Consider the following 16,243-nt stretch of genomic DNA (forward strand, 5'->3'; position numbering starts at 1 on the left):
CCGCAACACCGCGCCGACGCGGCAGGTCCTTATGGTGTACAACGAAGCCAATGGACGCAGGTAGCCGATGAGGCTCGATACCGCGCCGGCGTTTCGAGAAGCTTTCAAGAGCCCGCGATGCGTCGACCGTTCCTTCGTCAAAGGCCGATGGAGGCATCAGGCACAGCAATTCATCGCCCCGTCGATGTCATCCGCAGATCACTTCCATGACCAGCATGGGCGGCCAACGTCACCGGCGCCGCAACCAAGCACTCCGAAAGGGAATTTTCAGGCTCGGGAGCGGCTACTGCACCTAAACTTTGTCCTCTTCGACGGCGCCGCTGCGCGCCGGATTTCCTTCTGCGAAACGATATGCCCCTGTAGTGGCTAAGGCCTCAGCGAGTTTCGCGGCGTCATAGGGTTTTGCCAAAACGATGGCACCTGTCTCACCGCGCACAGCCGTCGGATCCCCGGTGGCGAATACGATCGTCGTTGACGGGTTCAGAGCCCTGGCCTCAGCCGCCAGCTCTAATCCCGATGCGCCTGGTAGATTGAGGTCGGTCATGAGGATATCGACTTTCATCGTCTGCAGAGCCGCTTCGGCTTCCTCAGCACTTCCCGCCTCGACGACAATCAATCCGGCATCCTGCAGCATCTCGGCCGTATTGATGCGGATGAGCGCATCGTCCTCGACCAGCAATACACTTATGCGTGCGACGTGTTCCGCAGTCACCGCCGCTGCGCTCTTGGCGGACGTCACCGGCGTGTCCAGTTGTGGCAGGGGCTCCGGCGGAAGTCCCGTTGACTTTTGATCTTTACGCTGAGCTTGATTGGCCAAAACATGCCGGAATTTCCGCGCAAGCGCCTCACGGGTATAGGGCTTCGACAACAGCTCGACCCCTGCATCGAGCTTACCGCCGTGAACAATCGAGTTTTCGGTGTAGCCAGACGTAAACAAGACAGCGATATTCGGCAGTCGTTCTTTCGCCTTGCGGGCGAGTTCGGGGCTTTTGAGCGTGCCTGGCATCACGACGTCAGTGAAAAGAATATCGATCGGAATGCCGCTATCGATCACCGTCAGCGCGCTCGATGCATCAACCGCCTTCAGCGTGCGATATCCGAGGTCGGTCAGCATCGCGATGACAGTCTCGCGGACCTGCGCGTCATCCTCGACGACAAGGACAGTTTCCGTGCCCCCGACGATCGGCCCATTATCGACGGCGACTTCGACATCTTCCGCCTCCATCGCGCGCGGCAAATAAAGCTTGATCGTCGTGCCGTGACCAACTTCCGAGTAGATTTTGACATGCCCGCCCGACTGCTTGACAAAGCCGTAGACCATCGACAGGCCGAGACCGGAGCCTTTGCCCTCTGCCTTCGTCGAGAAAAACGGCTCAAACACCTTCTCGATGATCTCAGGCGGCATGCCCGACCCAGTATCGGTCACCGCCATCATTACATATTGACCGGGGGTGACCTCGTCATGCGAGCGCGCATAGGCATCGTCAAGATGCGCATTCGACAGCTCGATGGTGAGTTTACCCCGTCCTTCCATGGCATCGCGTGCGTTGATCGCGAGATTAAGGAGAGCATTTTCGATCTGCGTCGGGTCGATGAAGGTATTCCAAAGCCCTCCTCCAACAACCGTCTCAACCTCAATGGCTTCGCCGATTGCGCGTCGGATCATATCATCCATGTCGCGGACGAACCGGCTGATGTTGACCACCTTAGGCTCTAGCGCCTGACGGCGCCCAAAGGCTAGGAGCTGGCTTGCCAGCTTGGAGCCACGCGATACGCCCGCCATGGCGTTTGCGATCTTCGACTCGGCGCGTTGGTTGCCGGTGACCTCCTTCGAGAGGAGTTGCAGATTGCCGCTCACGACCTGCAACAGGTTGTTAAAGTCATGCGCGACGCCGCCGGTCAGTTTCCCGACTGTTTCCATCTTCTGGGCCTGCGCCAGCTTTACTTCGGCCTGACGGCGCTCGGCGACTTCGGAGATAACCCGCGCCTCAAGATTTTCATTCAGCTGCTTGAGCTGCTCTTCGGCCCGTTCTCGGTGACGGACCTGGCGAGCAAGCACGTCCGCCTGATCGCGCAAAGTGGCCTCCGCCGCGCGCTGATGGGTGATATCGGTATGTACGCCCACCCATTCGACGATATCGCCATTTGAACTGATGATCGGCAAGGCCCGGATGGCGAACTGGCGCCAGGCGCCATCGTGTCGGCGGACGCGGTGCTCATGCACATACATGGATTTGGCTTCGACAGCCGCGTTCCAGGTCGCGACTGAGGCATCCATGTCATCCGGATGCACCGCTTGCGCCCAACCGAAACCTTGATATTGAGCAAAAGTCTGACCGGTGAGTGCTGCCCACCCCGGTTGTTCTCCGACCATTCTACCATCGGCACTATTGGTCCAGAGGACACCATGCACCGCGTTCATAGCCGTGCGAAAGCGGCTATTGCTCATTTCCAGCTCGGCTTCGCGCACAGCACGATCTTCGATATCGATGCCAAGGATGTAGACGCCCGGTACTGACCCGTCGGCCTCGACATGGGGTACGTAACGGATCTCGAGACGACGCGGCGCGCCGCCGTTGACCGGCATGTCGGCCTCGCCTGTCACGACTTCACCAGCCAATGCGCGATCAATGTCAGGCCGCCGGTTTTCGTACGGCCCCTGGCCAATCACTGCGCCGATGTGTCTACCGATCATGTCATCAGGCTTCATCCCGAACCACGTCTCGTAGGCATGATTGGCGAAGCGATAAATGTGCTGACGGTCCACATACGATATCAGCATCGGCACAGCATCGGTCACGCGGCGGAGTTTACCTTCGCTGTCCTTCATGCGCTTTTCCATCGCGACGCGGTCACTGTTGTCGACGACCGTGCACATCACGCCGCCGATTTTGCCATCAGCCTCATATACCGGCGTATAAAAGAGATCGAAGATAAATTCCTCAGGCCGCCCATCTCGGATGAGCGTCATGCTTTGATCGTGATAGGAACGAAGCTCCCCGCCAAGGCCGGCCTCAAGCATGTCGCGGTTCCAGTCCCAGATCTCAGGCCAGACTTCCGCGACGTTGCTGCCGAGAGCGCCTGGATGTTTATCGCCTGCGATCTTCGCGTAAGTGTCGTTATAGACCATCACATGGCCCGGTCCCCACATCAGCACTTTCGCGACCGGAGAGTTCACAATGTTGGCGATAGTCGTGCGGAGTTCGACAGACCAACCGCTCATCGGTCCAAGGGCAGTCGCAGACCAGTCTATCTCCCGAATGATTTTTCCGCAGACCCCGCCTCCGATCGGCCACGCTGATGCGACTGTTGCCGCCGGTCTCAGTCCATCGCGAAGCAATCGTAGCCCCGACTGGACAACCTCACTGGCGTTACTGTAGTCGCCGGACGACAAACATTCGGAGATGAACCCCTCGAGTTCGGGGGTCAACGTGAAATTGCGTGTGAGACGTTTGGCCATAATTGGCTCGTCTCATGGAATTTTGCATGTGTCAACGTGTGGCGCTCCACAAGGGATTCTTGCTCTCGATGACCCGGCTTTCCGCCAATATTTGGATCTCGATAATCGGAAACGACAGCATCGTTGCTGAGCGCCTTCAGCACAGCTCCAGTGATAGCGATTGCTTGCAGTTCGTTGCTAAGCTACGGCTAAGACCTGGTCGCCAGGAGCTGCAGGCATTGTCAGGGTTTCAAAGCTCGCTTTTGCCAGTACATAGCCCTGAATGAGCGATACGCCGAGATCTTTCAGCGTCGCCAGCTCATCGACCGTTTCGACCCCCTCGCACAGAGGGACAATTGCCAGGCCCTCGAGCATATCGAGCGTGTGTTTTACAATTTTGCGTCTCACCGGATCGACATCGATCCCACGGATCAGATCCATATCCAGCTTCACGATGTCAGGCTGGAAATGGGTTAAAAGCCCAAGACCCGAATGACCCGCCCCGAAATCATCGATCGCGGTTTTAAATCCCATGTCTCTGTAGGTGCGAAGGATATGAAGGACGTGTTTGGTATCGAGTTGCTCGTTCTCGGTAAATTCGAAAATAATACGATCGAGAGGAAAGCCCGTCTTCATCGCGGTGGCCAGTGTAAGTCGAATACAAGCCCGCGGTTCATAAACGGCGTTCGGCATAAAATTAATTGAAAGCTTCACGTCATCAGCCGGATCGTAAAGGCCCGAAGCCAATTCGATCGCCTTGACCCGACATTGCTGGTCGAAAGCATAACGATTGCTATCCTTGATCTGGCTGAGAATCGAACCAGCCCCCTCGCCATTCGGACCCCGCACCAAGGCCTCGTGCGCAAAAACAGCGCCAGTCCTGATATTCACGATAGGCTGAAACGCCATCGAGAAAGGAACCTCGAAAGCAGCGCCATCGCGGCAGCCATCACAGTGCGTTGGCATATAGAGCCCTCCATCAGATGATAAGCCTTACCGGATCGCCGATTAAACTTTCGTTGCTCGGCAATACGATAAATCGCGGTCGTTGCTTAACACTCACCCTTTACATCGCTTCCAGGGACGCGACCTATGGTCCACCGATACACTTGAGGGACGACATGAGCGAAAATCCTGAGCCGCCGAAGATCAACAAGGGTAGCCTTCAAGAACTGATCGGAGGCCTCAGTGACGGCATCATCCTTTTAGAAGAGGGAGGCCGGATAGCATGGGCCAATGCAGCAGCCTTTGCCATGCATCGAGTGAGTAGCATTGAGGAACTCGGAGGCGACGCAGCAGGATATCGGCGAACGTTCACCCTGCGGTATCGTAACAATCATCTTCTGGAGGCAGGCCAATACCCGATAGAGCGGCTTCTCGCTGGCGAAACAATCGACGATGTGACAGTCGAGATATCGCCGGCAGCCGACCTTGACCTGGTCTGGGTACACACCGTTCGCACGATGTTCATCACCGACGCTGGCGACAAGCCTGACGCACTGGCCCTGATCGTCAAAGACGAGACCTCACGCTTTGAAGCGGAGGAGCGGTTCGAGCGATCGTTCAATGCCAATCCGGCCCCTGGCCTGATCTGCCGGCTCGACGATCAGCGCTTCATTCGTGTCAACGAGGGATTCCTGGAGATGACCGGCTTCACCAAGGACGATGTCATCGGCAGAACCGTCGAGGCGATCGGACTGTTTTCGAACTGCGAAACCGCCGATGATGCCCTTTCGAAACTCAACGATGGCCGGGTGATACGCCATCGCGAGGCCTTGGTGCCTCTGCCTGGCGGTGGCGACCGGCTTGTGATCGTCGCCGGTGAGCCGATTTCCGTGGTCGAAGAACCGTGCATGCTGTTTACCTTCGCCGATCTCGACGCCCGGAGAAAGGCCCAAAACGCACTTCGCCAGAGCGAAGAGCGGTTTTCAAAATCGTTCCGGCTGTCCCCTGCTCCGGCAGCGATTTCACGGCTCGACGACTTCGTATTTACAGAAGCAAACGACGCTTTTCTGCAGATTTCCGGATACCAGCTGACGGAAGTTGTCGGCCGGACTGCCGGCGAGCTTCACCTTTGGCAGGACATCGCCGCCAGACGCGCTTTGGAGCAGAAGCTGCGTGACAATATCTTCGTTCGGGAAGAACCGATGCGGTTGAAACAGAGAGACGGTGATCTTGCAGACTGTCTGGTTTCCGCCGAGCGCGTCGAAATCAATGACGAGCAGTGTGTTGTCTGGGCGCTTCAGGATGTGACAGAACGCCGGCGCAGCGAGGCGCAGCTCGTCGAGGCGATCGAAAGTGTCATGGCCGATACGTCATGGTTTAGCCGTTCGATCGTTGAGCGTCTTGCAACGCTCAAGCAAGGGTCGGCAGCCCCGACGACAGAATTGCTGGAGCTCAGCGAGCGAGAGCGACAAATTCTTGGCCTGATCTGCAACGGCCAGAGCGACGCCGAGATGGGAGAAACGCTCCATCTTTCGAAAAACACCATTCGAAACCACGTCGCTTCGCTCTATGCGAAGATCGGCGTCAACCGCCGAGCTGCTGCGGTGATTTGGGCGCGTGAGCGCGGCTTTACAGCACCCGATCAAAAACATCGGGTGCAGCCTGGGAGAAAACCGAGAAAAAAGTGATTTCGACCGCAAAAAAGGTCACGGGATACTAATCGCCCTAGTACTTTCAGCTCTGAGTTTTCACTAGGTGCAGCCTTATTTTCTCGTTCATGGCGCCGGTCGACACCGGGGTCAGTGATCGAAACGCTGTCTAAGGAAAGGCTGCATTATGGATAAGAACCGTATCGAAGGTGCCGCAAAGGAACTGAAGGGCACGATCAAGGAAGTCGCCGGCAAAGTCACGGGCAACGAGAAACTTGAGGCAGAAGGCAAGGTCGACAAGGCCGCCGGCCAGGTACAAGGCGCCGTTGGTAAGGGCAAGGACGCCGTCAAGGATGCGCTGAAGTGAGGTTGTGATGACGGCTCGCTACAAAGGCGAGCCGTCATCACCCAATAAGGATCACGCCAGATGCTTTTTCAATCTTTTGCAAGCGTAGCAACCGCTGCGGACCCCATTGCGAGTAGTGAGGCGATCAGGTGCCTTTTGGCCTATACCTACGGTCTAGAAGATTGTCAGATCAAAGTTGAAGTAGTTGACGGCGCCATCATGCTGACCGGTATGGCGTCGTCAGAGGAAGCCTCACGTATGGCGACCTCGATTGCTGCCGACTTCACGTCAAAACAGGTAATTTGTGGTCTGCAGGTCGCTGTCACGTCAAGGCGCGCCTGAAGCTGATCGCAAAACAGAACCGCTATGTTTCAAACAAGGAAGAGACCATGAAAAAGACGCTCGTTCTCGCGGTGGCCACCACACTTGGCTTTGGCTCCGTTGCCGCGGCAGCCGATACCCACCACAGCAAAAGGCAGCATAAGCAGCAGGTTGCGTCACAGCCGAAAGAGCGGCTGGGTACGCTTTCCTGCGAAGTCGCCGGCGGTATTGGCCTTCTGATCGGCTCCAGCCGCGCGGTGGATTGCCAGTTCAAGCAGCGAACCGGGAAGGTCGAACGTTACAACGGTACGATCGGAAAGCTCGGCATTGATGTCGGGGTGACCGGCAAATCCTATCTGAGCTGGATCGTGGTCAACACGAAGCCGACGACAGTTGGCGAAGGCAGCCTTGCCGGGACCTATGTCGGAGCGTCCGCTGGCGCATCTCTTGGTTTGGGCCTGGGGGCAAACGCGCTGGTTGGAGGCAATGCCACCAATTTTGGCCTGCAGCCGCTCAGTGCTGAAGCCGGGACCGGTCTCAATGTCGCAGCCGGCGTCTCGCGCCTGCAACTCCGTAAGGCAGACTAATCCGCGATCGTTCTCATCCCGACGGCCATGAATCCGATCGCCGGGCGCACTAGAGGGGCAAGGCTGTGCCCCTCTTATGATTTTGGATGCCGACTACAAGGTAATACCCAGCTGGTATCGGAGAGCCAAGACGCATCGAGCAGGGTAGTCGTCACGCTGCTGGGACGTGCACCGGCATGGTGAAAGTGAGTGGATGGCATTGAACTCTTCTGCAGAAACCGGCAAAGCGGCAGCGCCTTAGATTAGGGTGTCAGTTCAGTCGCAACAAAGCTTGAACGCCAGACCCCAACCACGCGATCTGCCGAGCCCATTCGGCACTCAGCTGATTGGCCTAAGCCTGAAGCAATTTGTTTCCCAGTTCGGCGCTGACGTTGTCCGGCTCGACAGGCTCCGACTTCGACCCGTATGAAAATGCCAATTGAAGCGCCGTACGACGAGGTTCATCTCCCCGCCTGCGTCGCCAAGGCCCCAGCGCCCCGCGTCGCCGACGTGCTCGTTGACGATGAGCGACAGAGGCGTCGCCTTCACGGCCGGCACGAAGTCCGGCGAGGTATCGGCGTCAGGCGAATGTCGTCACGCTTGATCGACTCGATAAAATCGATCGTAAGCTCTCAGTGAAATCGCCTCACGAATGCGCGACACCGCGGCCCGATCCGTCTCAGCCCGCTGCAAGAGCTGACAGTTCCGGCCGATATGGTCTGCATTAGAATAGCCCGTCAGCTTCTGGAACGCCGCGTTGCAGAAAATAATCGAGTTGTCGTCTTGGCTCGGATCGGTGCCGATCATCGGCATGCGCGCTCCGCGGCCAACGGGTCTTCCCGCACATGCGCATCCGCTAGGCGGTTTCCAGCTGTCCTGGCGTCCAGCCGTCTCTGGTCGGTGTCCTGCATCGTCAGCCTCTGAAAGTCCACACGGTCAGTTTCGGCGCAGGATATGGTCCCGCATTTACTCGGATTCGGGGAAGACAAAGAGACGTTGTCGATAGTGTCTATAACCTTTCTTGTCCTGGTTAGAAAAATCCCTCCTCAATCAACCATAACTCCGCCCCGCCTTGCCGTACGCACCTCGCAATTGGTGTGATCAGCCAAGACAGTGACAAGGGAACAAAAGGTGTATACTAACCTGCTAATTGACAGCACCGAAGAACGACGGATCGACCGCGAGATCAATCAAACCAGCTCAGGATCAGATCCGTTCGCTGCCGCGATGCGGGCCTCGCGGATGCCGATGATCATCAACGATCCCCGTCGCCCGGACAACCCAATCGTTTTCGTCAACGAAGCCTTTGCCGCCCTCACGGGATACAGCCGCCAGGAAGCGCTGGGACGGAACTGCCGCTTTCTCCAGGGACCCGGCACGAATTCGCACGACGTCGAAAGAATCCGAAAAGCGGTCGCCGATAAACGCCCCATCGAGATAGACCTTCTCAACTATCGTAAGGACGGCTCGCTGTTCTGGAACAGGCTGCTCATATCACCGGTCTTCGACGGCGGGGAGCTGACCTATTTCTTTGCCTCCCAGTATGACGCGACTTCGGAGCGGACAGCGCCGTCCCGTCCGGAGCAGCAGGAGCTGGAAGCCACGCTCCAGCGCCGGATCGTCGATCTGACGGCAAGCGAGGAGAGGCTAAACTTCACCCTCAAGGCGGGCGGCCTTGGAGTTTGGACGCTGGACGTTCAGGACGGGCGGCTGGTCTGTTCGCCGATCTGCAAGGCGAACTTCGGACGCCAACCTGCCGAGAACTTCACCTACGACGATTTGCGAGCATCAGTGCATCCCGATGATTTGGAACGGTGGCAGCAGACCGTTGCGGCGGCGCTGGCGTCCGATGGCAACCTTCATGTCGAGTACAGGATCATCAAGCCGGATGGCAGTCCTGCGTGGATCGAAGTCCGGGCGGAGACGAAGTTCGACGAAGCGGGACGGCCTTTGCAGATGAGCGGCGTTTCGATCGACACGACCGAACGCAGGCAGGCGGAGGCCTATCGCGCGATGATGGCCCAGGAAATGGGACATCGGATGAAGAACATGCTGGCGACCACCCAGTCGATCGTCAATTAGTCGCTGCGTGCAGACCAGTCGATCGAGAGGATGAGGTCGACAATATCGGAACGTCTGGCAGCCTTGTCCCGCTCCGCAGACGTTCTGCGCGGGCGAGAGTTCGAGACGCTCGGCTTGCGCGAGATAGTGGAGCAGGCAGTCGCGCCTTTCAACGAGGCCGGCCGCATCGCGTCCGACGGGCCTGACCTCGAGGTCTCACATCGGTCGAATACAAGCCTTTCGCTGGCTCTGCACGAGCTCGCGACAAACGCGGCAAGGTACGGCGCTCTTTCCGTGCCGGATGGCCACGTCGATATCGACTGGAGTGTCGGTGGAGGCGACTTCAAATTCCGATGGCGCGAATCCGGCGGGCCGACTGTCGTGGAGCCGAGACGACGAGGCTTCGGAACGAAACTTATTCAGATGCTCGGCGCGAGCCTGCGTGGCAAGGCCGACATCGAATTTCGCCCGGAGGGTCTGTCGTTTACCGTTACGACTTCAAAAGATGCACTAACGCAGCCTTGCTGAAGGAGGCGACTGTGACGACGCTGCTCGGTCTACCGCGCTACTCCAGGTCGGTTTTCGTGACATGAAGGCAGCAGCCGCGCCGCCATCCCGACGCGGCTCGCGGCCGCCAAATGGCCTCGCCACTGTTTCAGGTACGGCGGTGAACCCGTCGCACAAAGAGATCGTCGCACAAGCCAAGGCTCAACCCAGCCCCATCCGTGCGACGAACTCGCTTGAAGAAACGCGCATCGATCGTGTAAATTGTTTCCGGGAGCGCACCTCCACCGCGCTCCATTGAGGCCGTCCAAGCTGCCTCTAACTCTCACCTTGGGCGGTCTCTTCAATCAGTTCGAATGGGTATCGCCGATGGCAGTTGCAGTGATCGCTAGCCTTGCATCCTTCCTCCTGGGGATGATCACCGTGCGCATGGCCGGGCTTCGGCATGAAGTGATCGGCGGGTTGCTTGGGCTGAGCTGGTTCTGGGGAACTTCATCTGGCTAATGCAGAATAAGCGGCGTGAGATTGAAGCGATCAAAAAGGAGCTAGAGCGAATGTATCCCCGGCTGAACTTCTAAGCTTCATCGCATTCCTGCATAGAAAAAGCCCACGCGAGGGCGGCGCGTGGGCTTTCATTATCTCTGCCAATGGGTTCTGAGGGGAGCAGAGATTGAACGCGTGCGGTTGGGTTTCCATAACGTTCGCCGATTAAACGACTCGGGTGACGTTGGGTTCCATCGAATCTTGGAAAATTGGATTGTACCCATGTTGACAAATCGCTGCGCCCTATTTTAGCAATCCGCTCGTGATGGACCTGAGATAACCATCACGAGAAATGCTGGTGCGCATGAAGAGACCCCGGGATCCAGGGCAAAGGTGGTTCCGGGGTCTTTTTTTTGCAAAAAAGGCGCCGGTGTTTCCACCGGCGCAGTTGGTCATACAGTTGAGAACTGCCGCCCGACTTAGCAAGAACTGGGGTAGCTTGCTCGAACAGGTAAACAAAGCGCCGGGCGGCACAAAGTCAACCTGCGTGGAGCCTTGAAGTTCCCTAGGCTACGCGTTTTCGCTCTGTTTCTGGTCTCAAGGCCGCATCTTTCGCCATTTGGATCATGTACGCGACAAAAGGTTTGTCGCTCAATTCCGCCAACTTCTTTGCTGCTTCCAGATGATCGACGAGATGAACTTGCGACATATCTACCTCCTGACTGTCCGCATATTCATCTTTGCTAATGACTCTTAAGCGAAGCTTACCATGGGTAGACTATTTTTGGCCTTTGATGCCGCATGGGTAGTACAGAGGAGTTTGCCGCTCGGCATACGCAGGAAGAAACTCTGACAATCGACTGAAAGAGCGCCGAGCGGCAGCGTAACAACTTGCGGTGAGCTTACTGGTTCCAAGAAAAAAGCCACCACAAGGCTTAATTCGTGGTGGCTGCCAAGTCGTTGATGGAGAACGGTTTGCCATCAATGCGATATTGTTATTGGCATTGACTGGCATCTGCAAGAGCGCAGCAACCCGTTCATCATCCATTGGCTAGCGCGGATCCCATCTTCACGCATGTCTAACACCATCTGACAGCTTTCATATGATCGCGCGATCACGGTCACGGAAGCCGATGAAAAACCTGCGGCCGTTCAAATGCACGCGTCGCTTCATGAGAAGATGAACATGATCCTCGGCGTCTTCCTCAAGGTTTATCAACGACAGGAAGCGGACAGACGCCATCGACGCGGTCCCCGCCGACGGGCTGGGCCCATCTGAGCTGGAACCCTTTGGACCTCGTCTTTTCGTCGGCAGCCTTCGGTGGGCTTATCGCCTGATGCATACCCCGTGCGAGCCGGTCAAAACCGGGCCCCGCGTACGGCGAGAAGCCGCTTAGCGGTCGGCCCTCGAACATGCTTATTGAGGGCCGAGTTATCATGCACACCCCACTCGATCTCCTTGGCGTTGGCATCTTTCTTCCGGTCACGAGCGATTTGTCGAGGCGGCTCCCGTTAGTCAAGATCGATCACCTTGAACTCGCAGCTCCCTTCTCGGAGGTCTCTTCGAGTTCTGAGATATGCTTGAACTTTTCCGGGACGAGGCCGGCGACCCGGTCGACGTAGATCGTCGCGGCAGGTCTACGAGACCCCCATAAAATGAAAGACTGGATTGCGTTGGTCGGCGAGGTGGCGGGTGAGCTGATCATGCTGCACCTGGTCTGTCGATCGTCAGGAAGTGGCGTACAACCGGCTTTTCGGTCCCCGTATGGTACGCGAGCACCTTGCCCTGCAGGTCTGCATCGGCATGCGAAACGCGCTTGTGCTGGCGAAGATGCTCGGCCCAGGACTCCACCATGAACCATTCCACGATCTTCTCTGGATCGGCGGAATCTTCCGTCACGCCCCAGCCATAGGCGCCATCGCGACGACGTTCCTGGGAGAGCGTGTCGAGGGCGTGCAGAAACGCTTTGCGGTGCTGCTTTTCGACATGATATTCGATCAGGATCAGGACCGGTCCACGGTCATGAGCGACGGGCTCGGCAACGAGAGGCTCCGGCCAGTGGGCCGACGGGACCAGATCGGCATCCCCGGTCGGCAGCTTCACGCGGTGCATGATGAGCCCGGCGACCAGCAGACCGGCCGCGCCGATCACCAGCGCGCCGGAAACGCCAACTGCTTCACCGACGGCGCCCCAGCCAAGGCTGCCGGCCGTCATCGCGCCGTTGAAAACGGTGAGATAGACGGCAAGACCACGACCGCGCACCCAGTTCGGAAGGACAGCCTGAGCGGCACCATTGAGCGTTGTCAGAGCGGTAATCCACGCCCCGCCCAGAAAAAGCAGAGCGATAATGGCAATCGAATTCGAAGGCGCAAGGGCCAGGACTGACATCACGATAGCGGTGGTGATGGCTGCGCCAAGCATCAGGCCATCGGCGCTCAAACGTTCGCGCAGCTTCGGCATGACGAGCGCTCCGCCGATCGCACCGGCACCGACCGCGCCAAGCAGGATACCATAAAAGCTTGCACCACCGCCGAGAAGCTGGCGGGCTACCAGGGGAAGAAGGGCCCAGACCGCACTGGCGAAGGCGAAGAAGATTGCAGCGCGCAGCAGCACGACATGCAACGGGCGGCTTGCACGGGTGTAGCGAAGGCCAGCGCGAAAGGCTCCGAAGAAATTCTCCTGCAAAGCATCATTCGAATTTTTGGCGCGCGGCCACCAGACAAGTGCTGCGATGACGATGATATAGCTCGCGACGTCAGCACCATAGGTGAGACCCGCGCCGAACGCCGCAAGCAGAAGACCGCCTGCGGCCGGCCCGATCGACCGCGCAATGTTGATGCCGAGCGAATTCAGCGCCACGGCACTTTTGACGTCTTCCCGTCTGACGAGTTCGGGCACGATCGCCTGCCAGGTCGGCCCCATCAGCGCAGCGCCGATACCGCCGAGAAATGTCAGACCGATGAGGGCACTGACCGAGAGCATGCCCGTCTGGGCAAGAGCCATAAGGCTGATGCTGACAGAGGCGAGCAGCAGCTGGACGGCAATCAGGAACTTGCGCCGGTCGAGAATATCGGTCAGGACGCCGGCCGGGATGGCGAGCAGGAAGATCGGCAGCGTGCCCGCCGCCTGGACCATGGCGACAGCCGCCGGCGAGGCCGAAAGATCGGTCATCAGCCAGGAACTGGCGACATCGCGCATGAAGCTGCCGGTGTTGCCGAGAACGGTCGCAGCCCAGAGGACCGCGAAGACCGGTTGTGCAAGCGGTGCAAAGCTGCCCCCGGGCGACTTTGTGGTGCTCATTGTTCAGCTCCCTTGGTGATATCGAAAATGGTGACGAGGACGAAGGCCCCCGCGAGGCCGAGATGTTCGAAGAAGGCGTTGGTTGCCATCATCCGCTCCATGCCGGCGGGCAGTTCCCAGAAGCGGAGCGCGATGAAGGTCGCAAGGACAGTGAAGCCGGCGAGCGCGAGAGCGCCTGCCCACCGGAGCGTGCCAGAGACAACCAGGGCCGACGCAGTCAGCTCGAAGGCAATGACGGCGACAGCAAAGACCGGGGCCGGGTGGAGACCGAAATGCTCCATCTCGGCGATCGCGCCGCCGAAATCGAAGATCTTGGTCAGCGGGCCCTGGATATAGGCGGCGCAAAGCGAGAGCAGCGCGACCGTTCGCACGGCGGGCGCCGAAACGACATCGGCCAGAAGCCTGCGCGAGTTTGAAGGAGAGTGGCTGGTCATCATTGCTCCTGCGATCTGGGCCGGTCGGTTCGAGCGGCGCTGTGTTCGTCTGATGGAGCGATATTGCCGGGAACCATTGCGGCCAACAATTGCATCAATAGTTTCGATTTAATTGCGATAAACGCAATTATTCGCGGGAGTTTTCCCCTCTTATAAAACAAGCCTGGGGCAGCGGTCTCCCGCTGCCCAGGCCGATACGTCGTTCGATTATCGCGTCAGCCTCAAACGGCCCAGCAGGAGCAACCGAGTGCGCCGAAGAAGCCCTTGAGATCCGCGATCGGCAGCTTCGAGGTCCAGGCACCGGCATGGTCGTGGCTATGAACGCCGCAGTCGCTGGCGCAGCCGCAGGTGGAGATGGCCGTGCGGCGCAGCGAGCGTGCGCCCGCCCCTTCGGGTTCGCCCCAGGCAGCGTAGCCGCCGAACTTGCGCACCGGAGACCAATCCGGCATGGCGGGCGGGATATTGCTTTCGTCGTAGTTGGCGAAGTCACCCGAGCCGTAGACGATCTTGCCGCCGACCATCGTCAGATCGGAGGTCAGGAACGAGATCTCGTCCTCGGCGCAGGTGAAAAAGTCCTTGCTTGGCACCACGAGATCGGCGAACTGGCCTTTCTCGATGCGGCCCTTCTTGCCCTCTTCGTTGGAGAACCAGGTGACCTTTTCCGTCCACATCCTGAGCGCGGTCTCGCGGTCGAGGCAATTGGCACGCGGATAGAGCTGCATGCCGCCGACCGTTTTGCCCGTCACCATCCAGGAGAGCGATACCCACGGATTGTAGGAGGCGACACGCGTCGCATCCGTGCCGGCCGAAACATTGACGCCCTTGTCGAGCATGCGGCGGATCGGCGGCGTGGCCTCGGCAACGCCGTGGCCGTAACGCTCGACGAAATATTCGCCCTGATAGGCCATGCGATGCTGGGTGGCGATACCGCCGCCGAGTGCCGCGATACGGTCGATCGAGCGCTCCGAGATGGTCTCGGCATGGTCGAAGAACCAGTTGAGGCCCTCGAGCGGAATGTCCTTGTTGACCTTCTCGAAGACATCGAGCGAGCGCGAGATGGTTTCGTCATAAGTGGCGTGCATGCGCCAGGGCCAGCGGTTTTCGGCGAGAACGCGCACGACTTCCTCGAGCTCGCCTTCCATCTCCGGCGCCATTTCCGGGCGCGGCTGGCGGAAGTCCTCGAAATCGGCGGCGGAGAAGACCAGCATCTCGCCGGCACCATTGTGGCGGAAGTAGTCGTTGCCCTGCTTGTATTTGACCGAAGACGTCCAGTTGAGGAAGTCTTCCTTCTCCTGCTTCGGCTTCTGGGTGAACAGGTTATAGGCGAGACGAACTGTCAGCTGATTTTCGTCGGAGAGCTTCTGGATGACCTCGTAGTCATCGGGATAGTTCTGATTGCCGCCACCGGCGTCGATCACACCGGTAACGCCGAGACGATTGAGCTCGCGCATGAAATGTCGGGTGGAATTGACCTGGTAGTCGAAGGGCAGCTTGGGGCCTTTTGCCAGCGTCGAATAGAGAATGCCGGCGTTCGGCTTGGCAAGCAGCATGCCGGTCGGGTTGCCGTTGGCGTCGCGCGTGATCTCCCCGCCGGGCGGGTTCGGTGTGTCGCGGGTATAGCCGACGGCGCGGAGCGCAGCACCGTTCAAAAGCGCGCGGTCATAGAGATGCAGCAGGAAGACCGGCGTATCGGGCGCAACCGCATTGATCTCCTCGATCGTCGGCAGGCGCTTTTCGGCGAACTGGTGTTCGGTGAAGCCGCCGACGACGCGAACCCATTGCGGGGCCGGCGTGATCGCTACCTGACGCTTGAGCATGTCCATCGCGTCAGCCAGCGAACGAACGCCGTCCCAGCGCAGTTCCATGTTGTAGTTCAGACCACCGCGCACGACGTGGGTGTGGTTGTCGATCAGGCCGGGTAGGACGCGCTTGCCCTTGAGGTCGACGATCTTGGTGTCGGGGCCAGCGAGCGCCATGATCTCGGCGTCGGTGCCGACTTCAAGAAAGGTCCCGTCCTTGATAGCGACTGCGCTGGCAGTTGGATTGGTGCGATCGAGCGTGGTGATCAGACCGTGGTGGAGGATGAGGTCGGCGAACATGGGAAATGCTCCTGGCTTTATTATTAAGATTGATTTCAACGCCTTGCGCCGGGATCGACGGGCTGGGGCCCACCGCAAGCGAATCTCCTCTTGCG

Annotated in this window: 13 protein-coding genes; 6 read left to right on the plus strand and 7 right to left on the minus strand. The window is 58.6% G+C overall.

What is annotated here, in order from left to right:
• Window positions 1-292: 292 nt before the first annotated feature.
• Window positions 293-3,460 carry a PAS domain-containing protein gene (locus ACQZ5H_RS23840; protein ID WP_449099149.1) on the minus strand — a complete coding sequence of 1,056 codons (3,168 nt, stop codon included), beginning with the start codon at window positions 3,458-3,460 and terminating at the stop codon, window positions 293-295.
• A gap of 177 nt (window positions 3,461-3,637) precedes the next feature.
• The gene (locus tag ACQZ5H_RS23845; RefSeq protein WP_449099150.1) at window positions 3,638-4,405 is read right to left on the minus strand and encodes an EAL domain-containing protein; all 768 of its coding nucleotides are present in this window, start codon (window positions 4,403-4,405) and stop codon (window positions 3,638-3,640) included.
• Window positions 4,406-4,560: 155 nt separating this feature from the next.
• Here ACQZ5H_RS23845 and ACQZ5H_RS23850 point away from each other — a divergent pair, with 155 nt between their 5' ends.
• The 4 genes from ACQZ5H_RS23850 to ACQZ5H_RS23865 all read left to right on the plus strand — a co-directional run bounded on the left by ACQZ5H_RS23850 (window position 4,561) and on the right by ACQZ5H_RS23865 (window position 7,287).
• Window positions 4,561-6,072, plus strand: a complete 1,512-nt coding sequence (locus ACQZ5H_RS23850; RefSeq protein ID WP_203431338.1) for a helix-turn-helix transcriptional regulator — start codon at window positions 4,561-4,563, stop codon at window positions 6,070-6,072.
• A 148-nt stretch (window positions 6,073-6,220) separates the two neighbouring features.
• A complete protein-coding gene (locus ACQZ5H_RS23855; RefSeq protein WP_112717069.1) occupies window positions 6,221-6,400 on the plus strand; it encodes a CsbD family protein in 180 nt (59 codons plus the stop codon).
• A gap of 60 nt (window positions 6,401-6,460) precedes the next feature.
• Window positions 6,461-6,721 (plus strand): BON domain-containing protein, encoded by a 261-nt coding sequence (locus ACQZ5H_RS23860; protein ID WP_112717071.1) that lies wholly within the window; start codon window positions 6,461-6,463, stop codon window positions 6,719-6,721.
• Between the two features lie 47 nt (window positions 6,722-6,768).
• Window positions 6,769-7,287 (plus strand): DUF992 domain-containing protein, encoded by a 519-nt coding sequence (locus ACQZ5H_RS23865; RefSeq protein ID WP_203431339.1) that lies wholly within the window; start codon window positions 6,769-6,771, stop codon window positions 7,285-7,287.
• A 573-nt stretch (window positions 7,288-7,860) separates the two neighbouring features.
• Here ACQZ5H_RS23865 and ACQZ5H_RS23870 read toward each other — a convergent pair.
• Window positions 7,861-8,079 (minus strand): PAS domain-containing protein, encoded by a 219-nt coding sequence (locus ACQZ5H_RS23870; RefSeq protein ID WP_203431340.1) that lies wholly within the window; start codon window positions 8,077-8,079, stop codon window positions 7,861-7,863.
• Between the two features lie 318 nt (window positions 8,080-8,397).
• Between ACQZ5H_RS23870 and ACQZ5H_RS23875 the strand changes: the two genes are divergently transcribed.
• Together ACQZ5H_RS23875 and ACQZ5H_RS23880 are read left to right on the plus strand one after the other, a co-directional pair.
• Window positions 8,398-9,348 carry a PAS domain-containing protein gene (locus ACQZ5H_RS23875; protein WP_246777692.1) on the plus strand — a complete coding sequence of 317 codons (951 nt, stop codon included), beginning with the start codon at window positions 8,398-8,400 and terminating at the stop codon, window positions 9,346-9,348.
• Window positions 9,349-9,351: 3 nt separating this feature from the next.
• Complete coding sequence (locus tag ACQZ5H_RS23880; protein ID WP_449099203.1) at window positions 9,352-9,855, plus strand: HWE histidine kinase domain-containing protein; 504 nt, start codon at window positions 9,352-9,354, stop codon at window positions 9,853-9,855.
• Between the two features lie 1,024 nt (window positions 9,856-10,879).
• On the opposite strand, the gene ACQZ5H_RS23885 is transcribed toward ACQZ5H_RS23880, so the two are convergent.
• The 4 genes from ACQZ5H_RS23885 to ACQZ5H_RS23900 form a co-directional block, all read right to left on the minus strand.
• Complete coding sequence (locus tag ACQZ5H_RS23885) at window positions 10,880-11,023, minus strand: hypothetical protein (RefSeq protein ID WP_162708699.1); 144 nt, start codon at window positions 11,021-11,023, stop codon at window positions 10,880-10,882.
• 993 nt (window positions 11,024-12,016) lie between these two features.
• A complete protein-coding gene (locus tag ACQZ5H_RS23890) occupies window positions 12,017-13,615 on the minus strand; it encodes an MFS transporter (RefSeq protein ID WP_148195370.1) in 1,599 nt (532 codons plus the stop codon).
• Window positions 13,612-14,049: a DoxX family protein gene (locus tag ACQZ5H_RS23895; RefSeq protein ID WP_203431645.1), complete on the minus strand. Its 438-nt coding sequence runs from the start codon at window positions 14,047-14,049 to the stop codon at window positions 13,612-13,614. The genes ACQZ5H_RS23890 and ACQZ5H_RS23895 overlap by 4 nt, the downstream gene beginning before the upstream one ends.
• Before the next feature lie 221 nt (window positions 14,050-14,270).
• Complete coding sequence (locus tag ACQZ5H_RS23900) at window positions 14,271-16,148, minus strand: amidohydrolase (protein ID WP_203431342.1); 1,878 nt, start codon at window positions 16,146-16,148, stop codon at window positions 14,271-14,273.
• Window positions 16,149-16,243 lie beyond the last annotated feature (95 nt).

Source organism: Rhizobium sp. 21-4511-3d, assembly GCF_053522545.1.

Excerpts from the sequence above, each read along its gene's own strand:
- ACQZ5H_RS23860 (WP_112717071.1), top strand. The coding sequence starts at position 6,461 with ATGCTTTTTCAATCTTTTGCAAGCGTAGCAACCGCTGCGGACCCCATT.
- ACQZ5H_RS23850 (WP_203431338.1), top strand. The coding sequence starts at position 4,561 with ATGAGCGAAAATCCTGAGCCGCCGAAGATCAACAAGGGTAGCCTTCAA.
- ACQZ5H_RS23885 (WP_162708699.1), bottom strand. The coding sequence starts at position 11,023 with ATGTCGCAAGTTCATCTCGTCGATCATCTGGAAGCAGCAAAGAAGTTG.
- ACQZ5H_RS23855 (WP_112717069.1), top strand. The coding sequence starts at position 6,221 with ATGGATAAGAACCGTATCGAAGGTGCCGCAAAGGAACTGAAGGGCACG.
- ACQZ5H_RS23845 (WP_449099150.1), bottom strand. The coding sequence starts at position 4,405 with ATGCCAACGCACTGTGATGGCTGCCGCGATGGCGCTGCTTTCGAGGTT.
- ACQZ5H_RS23895 (WP_203431645.1), bottom strand. The coding sequence starts at position 14,049 with ATGACCAGCCACTCTCCTTCAAACTCGCGCAGGCTTCTGGCCGATGTC.
- ACQZ5H_RS23890 (WP_148195370.1), bottom strand. The coding sequence starts at position 13,615 with ATGAGCACCACAAAGTCGCCCGGGGGCAGCTTTGCACCGCTTGCACAA.
- ACQZ5H_RS23900 (WP_203431342.1), bottom strand. The coding sequence starts at position 16,148 with ATGTTCGCCGACCTCATCCTCCACCACGGTCTGATCACCACGCTCGAT.
- ACQZ5H_RS23870 (WP_203431340.1), bottom strand. The coding sequence starts at position 8,079 with ATGCCGATGATCGGCACCGATCCGAGCCAAGACGACAACTCGATTATT.
- ACQZ5H_RS23865 (WP_203431339.1), top strand. The coding sequence starts at position 6,769 with ATGAAAAAGACGCTCGTTCTCGCGGTGGCCACCACACTTGGCTTTGGC.
- ACQZ5H_RS23840 (WP_449099149.1), bottom strand. The coding sequence starts at position 3,460 with ATGGCCAAACGTCTCACACGCAATTTCACGTTGACCCCCGAACTCGAG.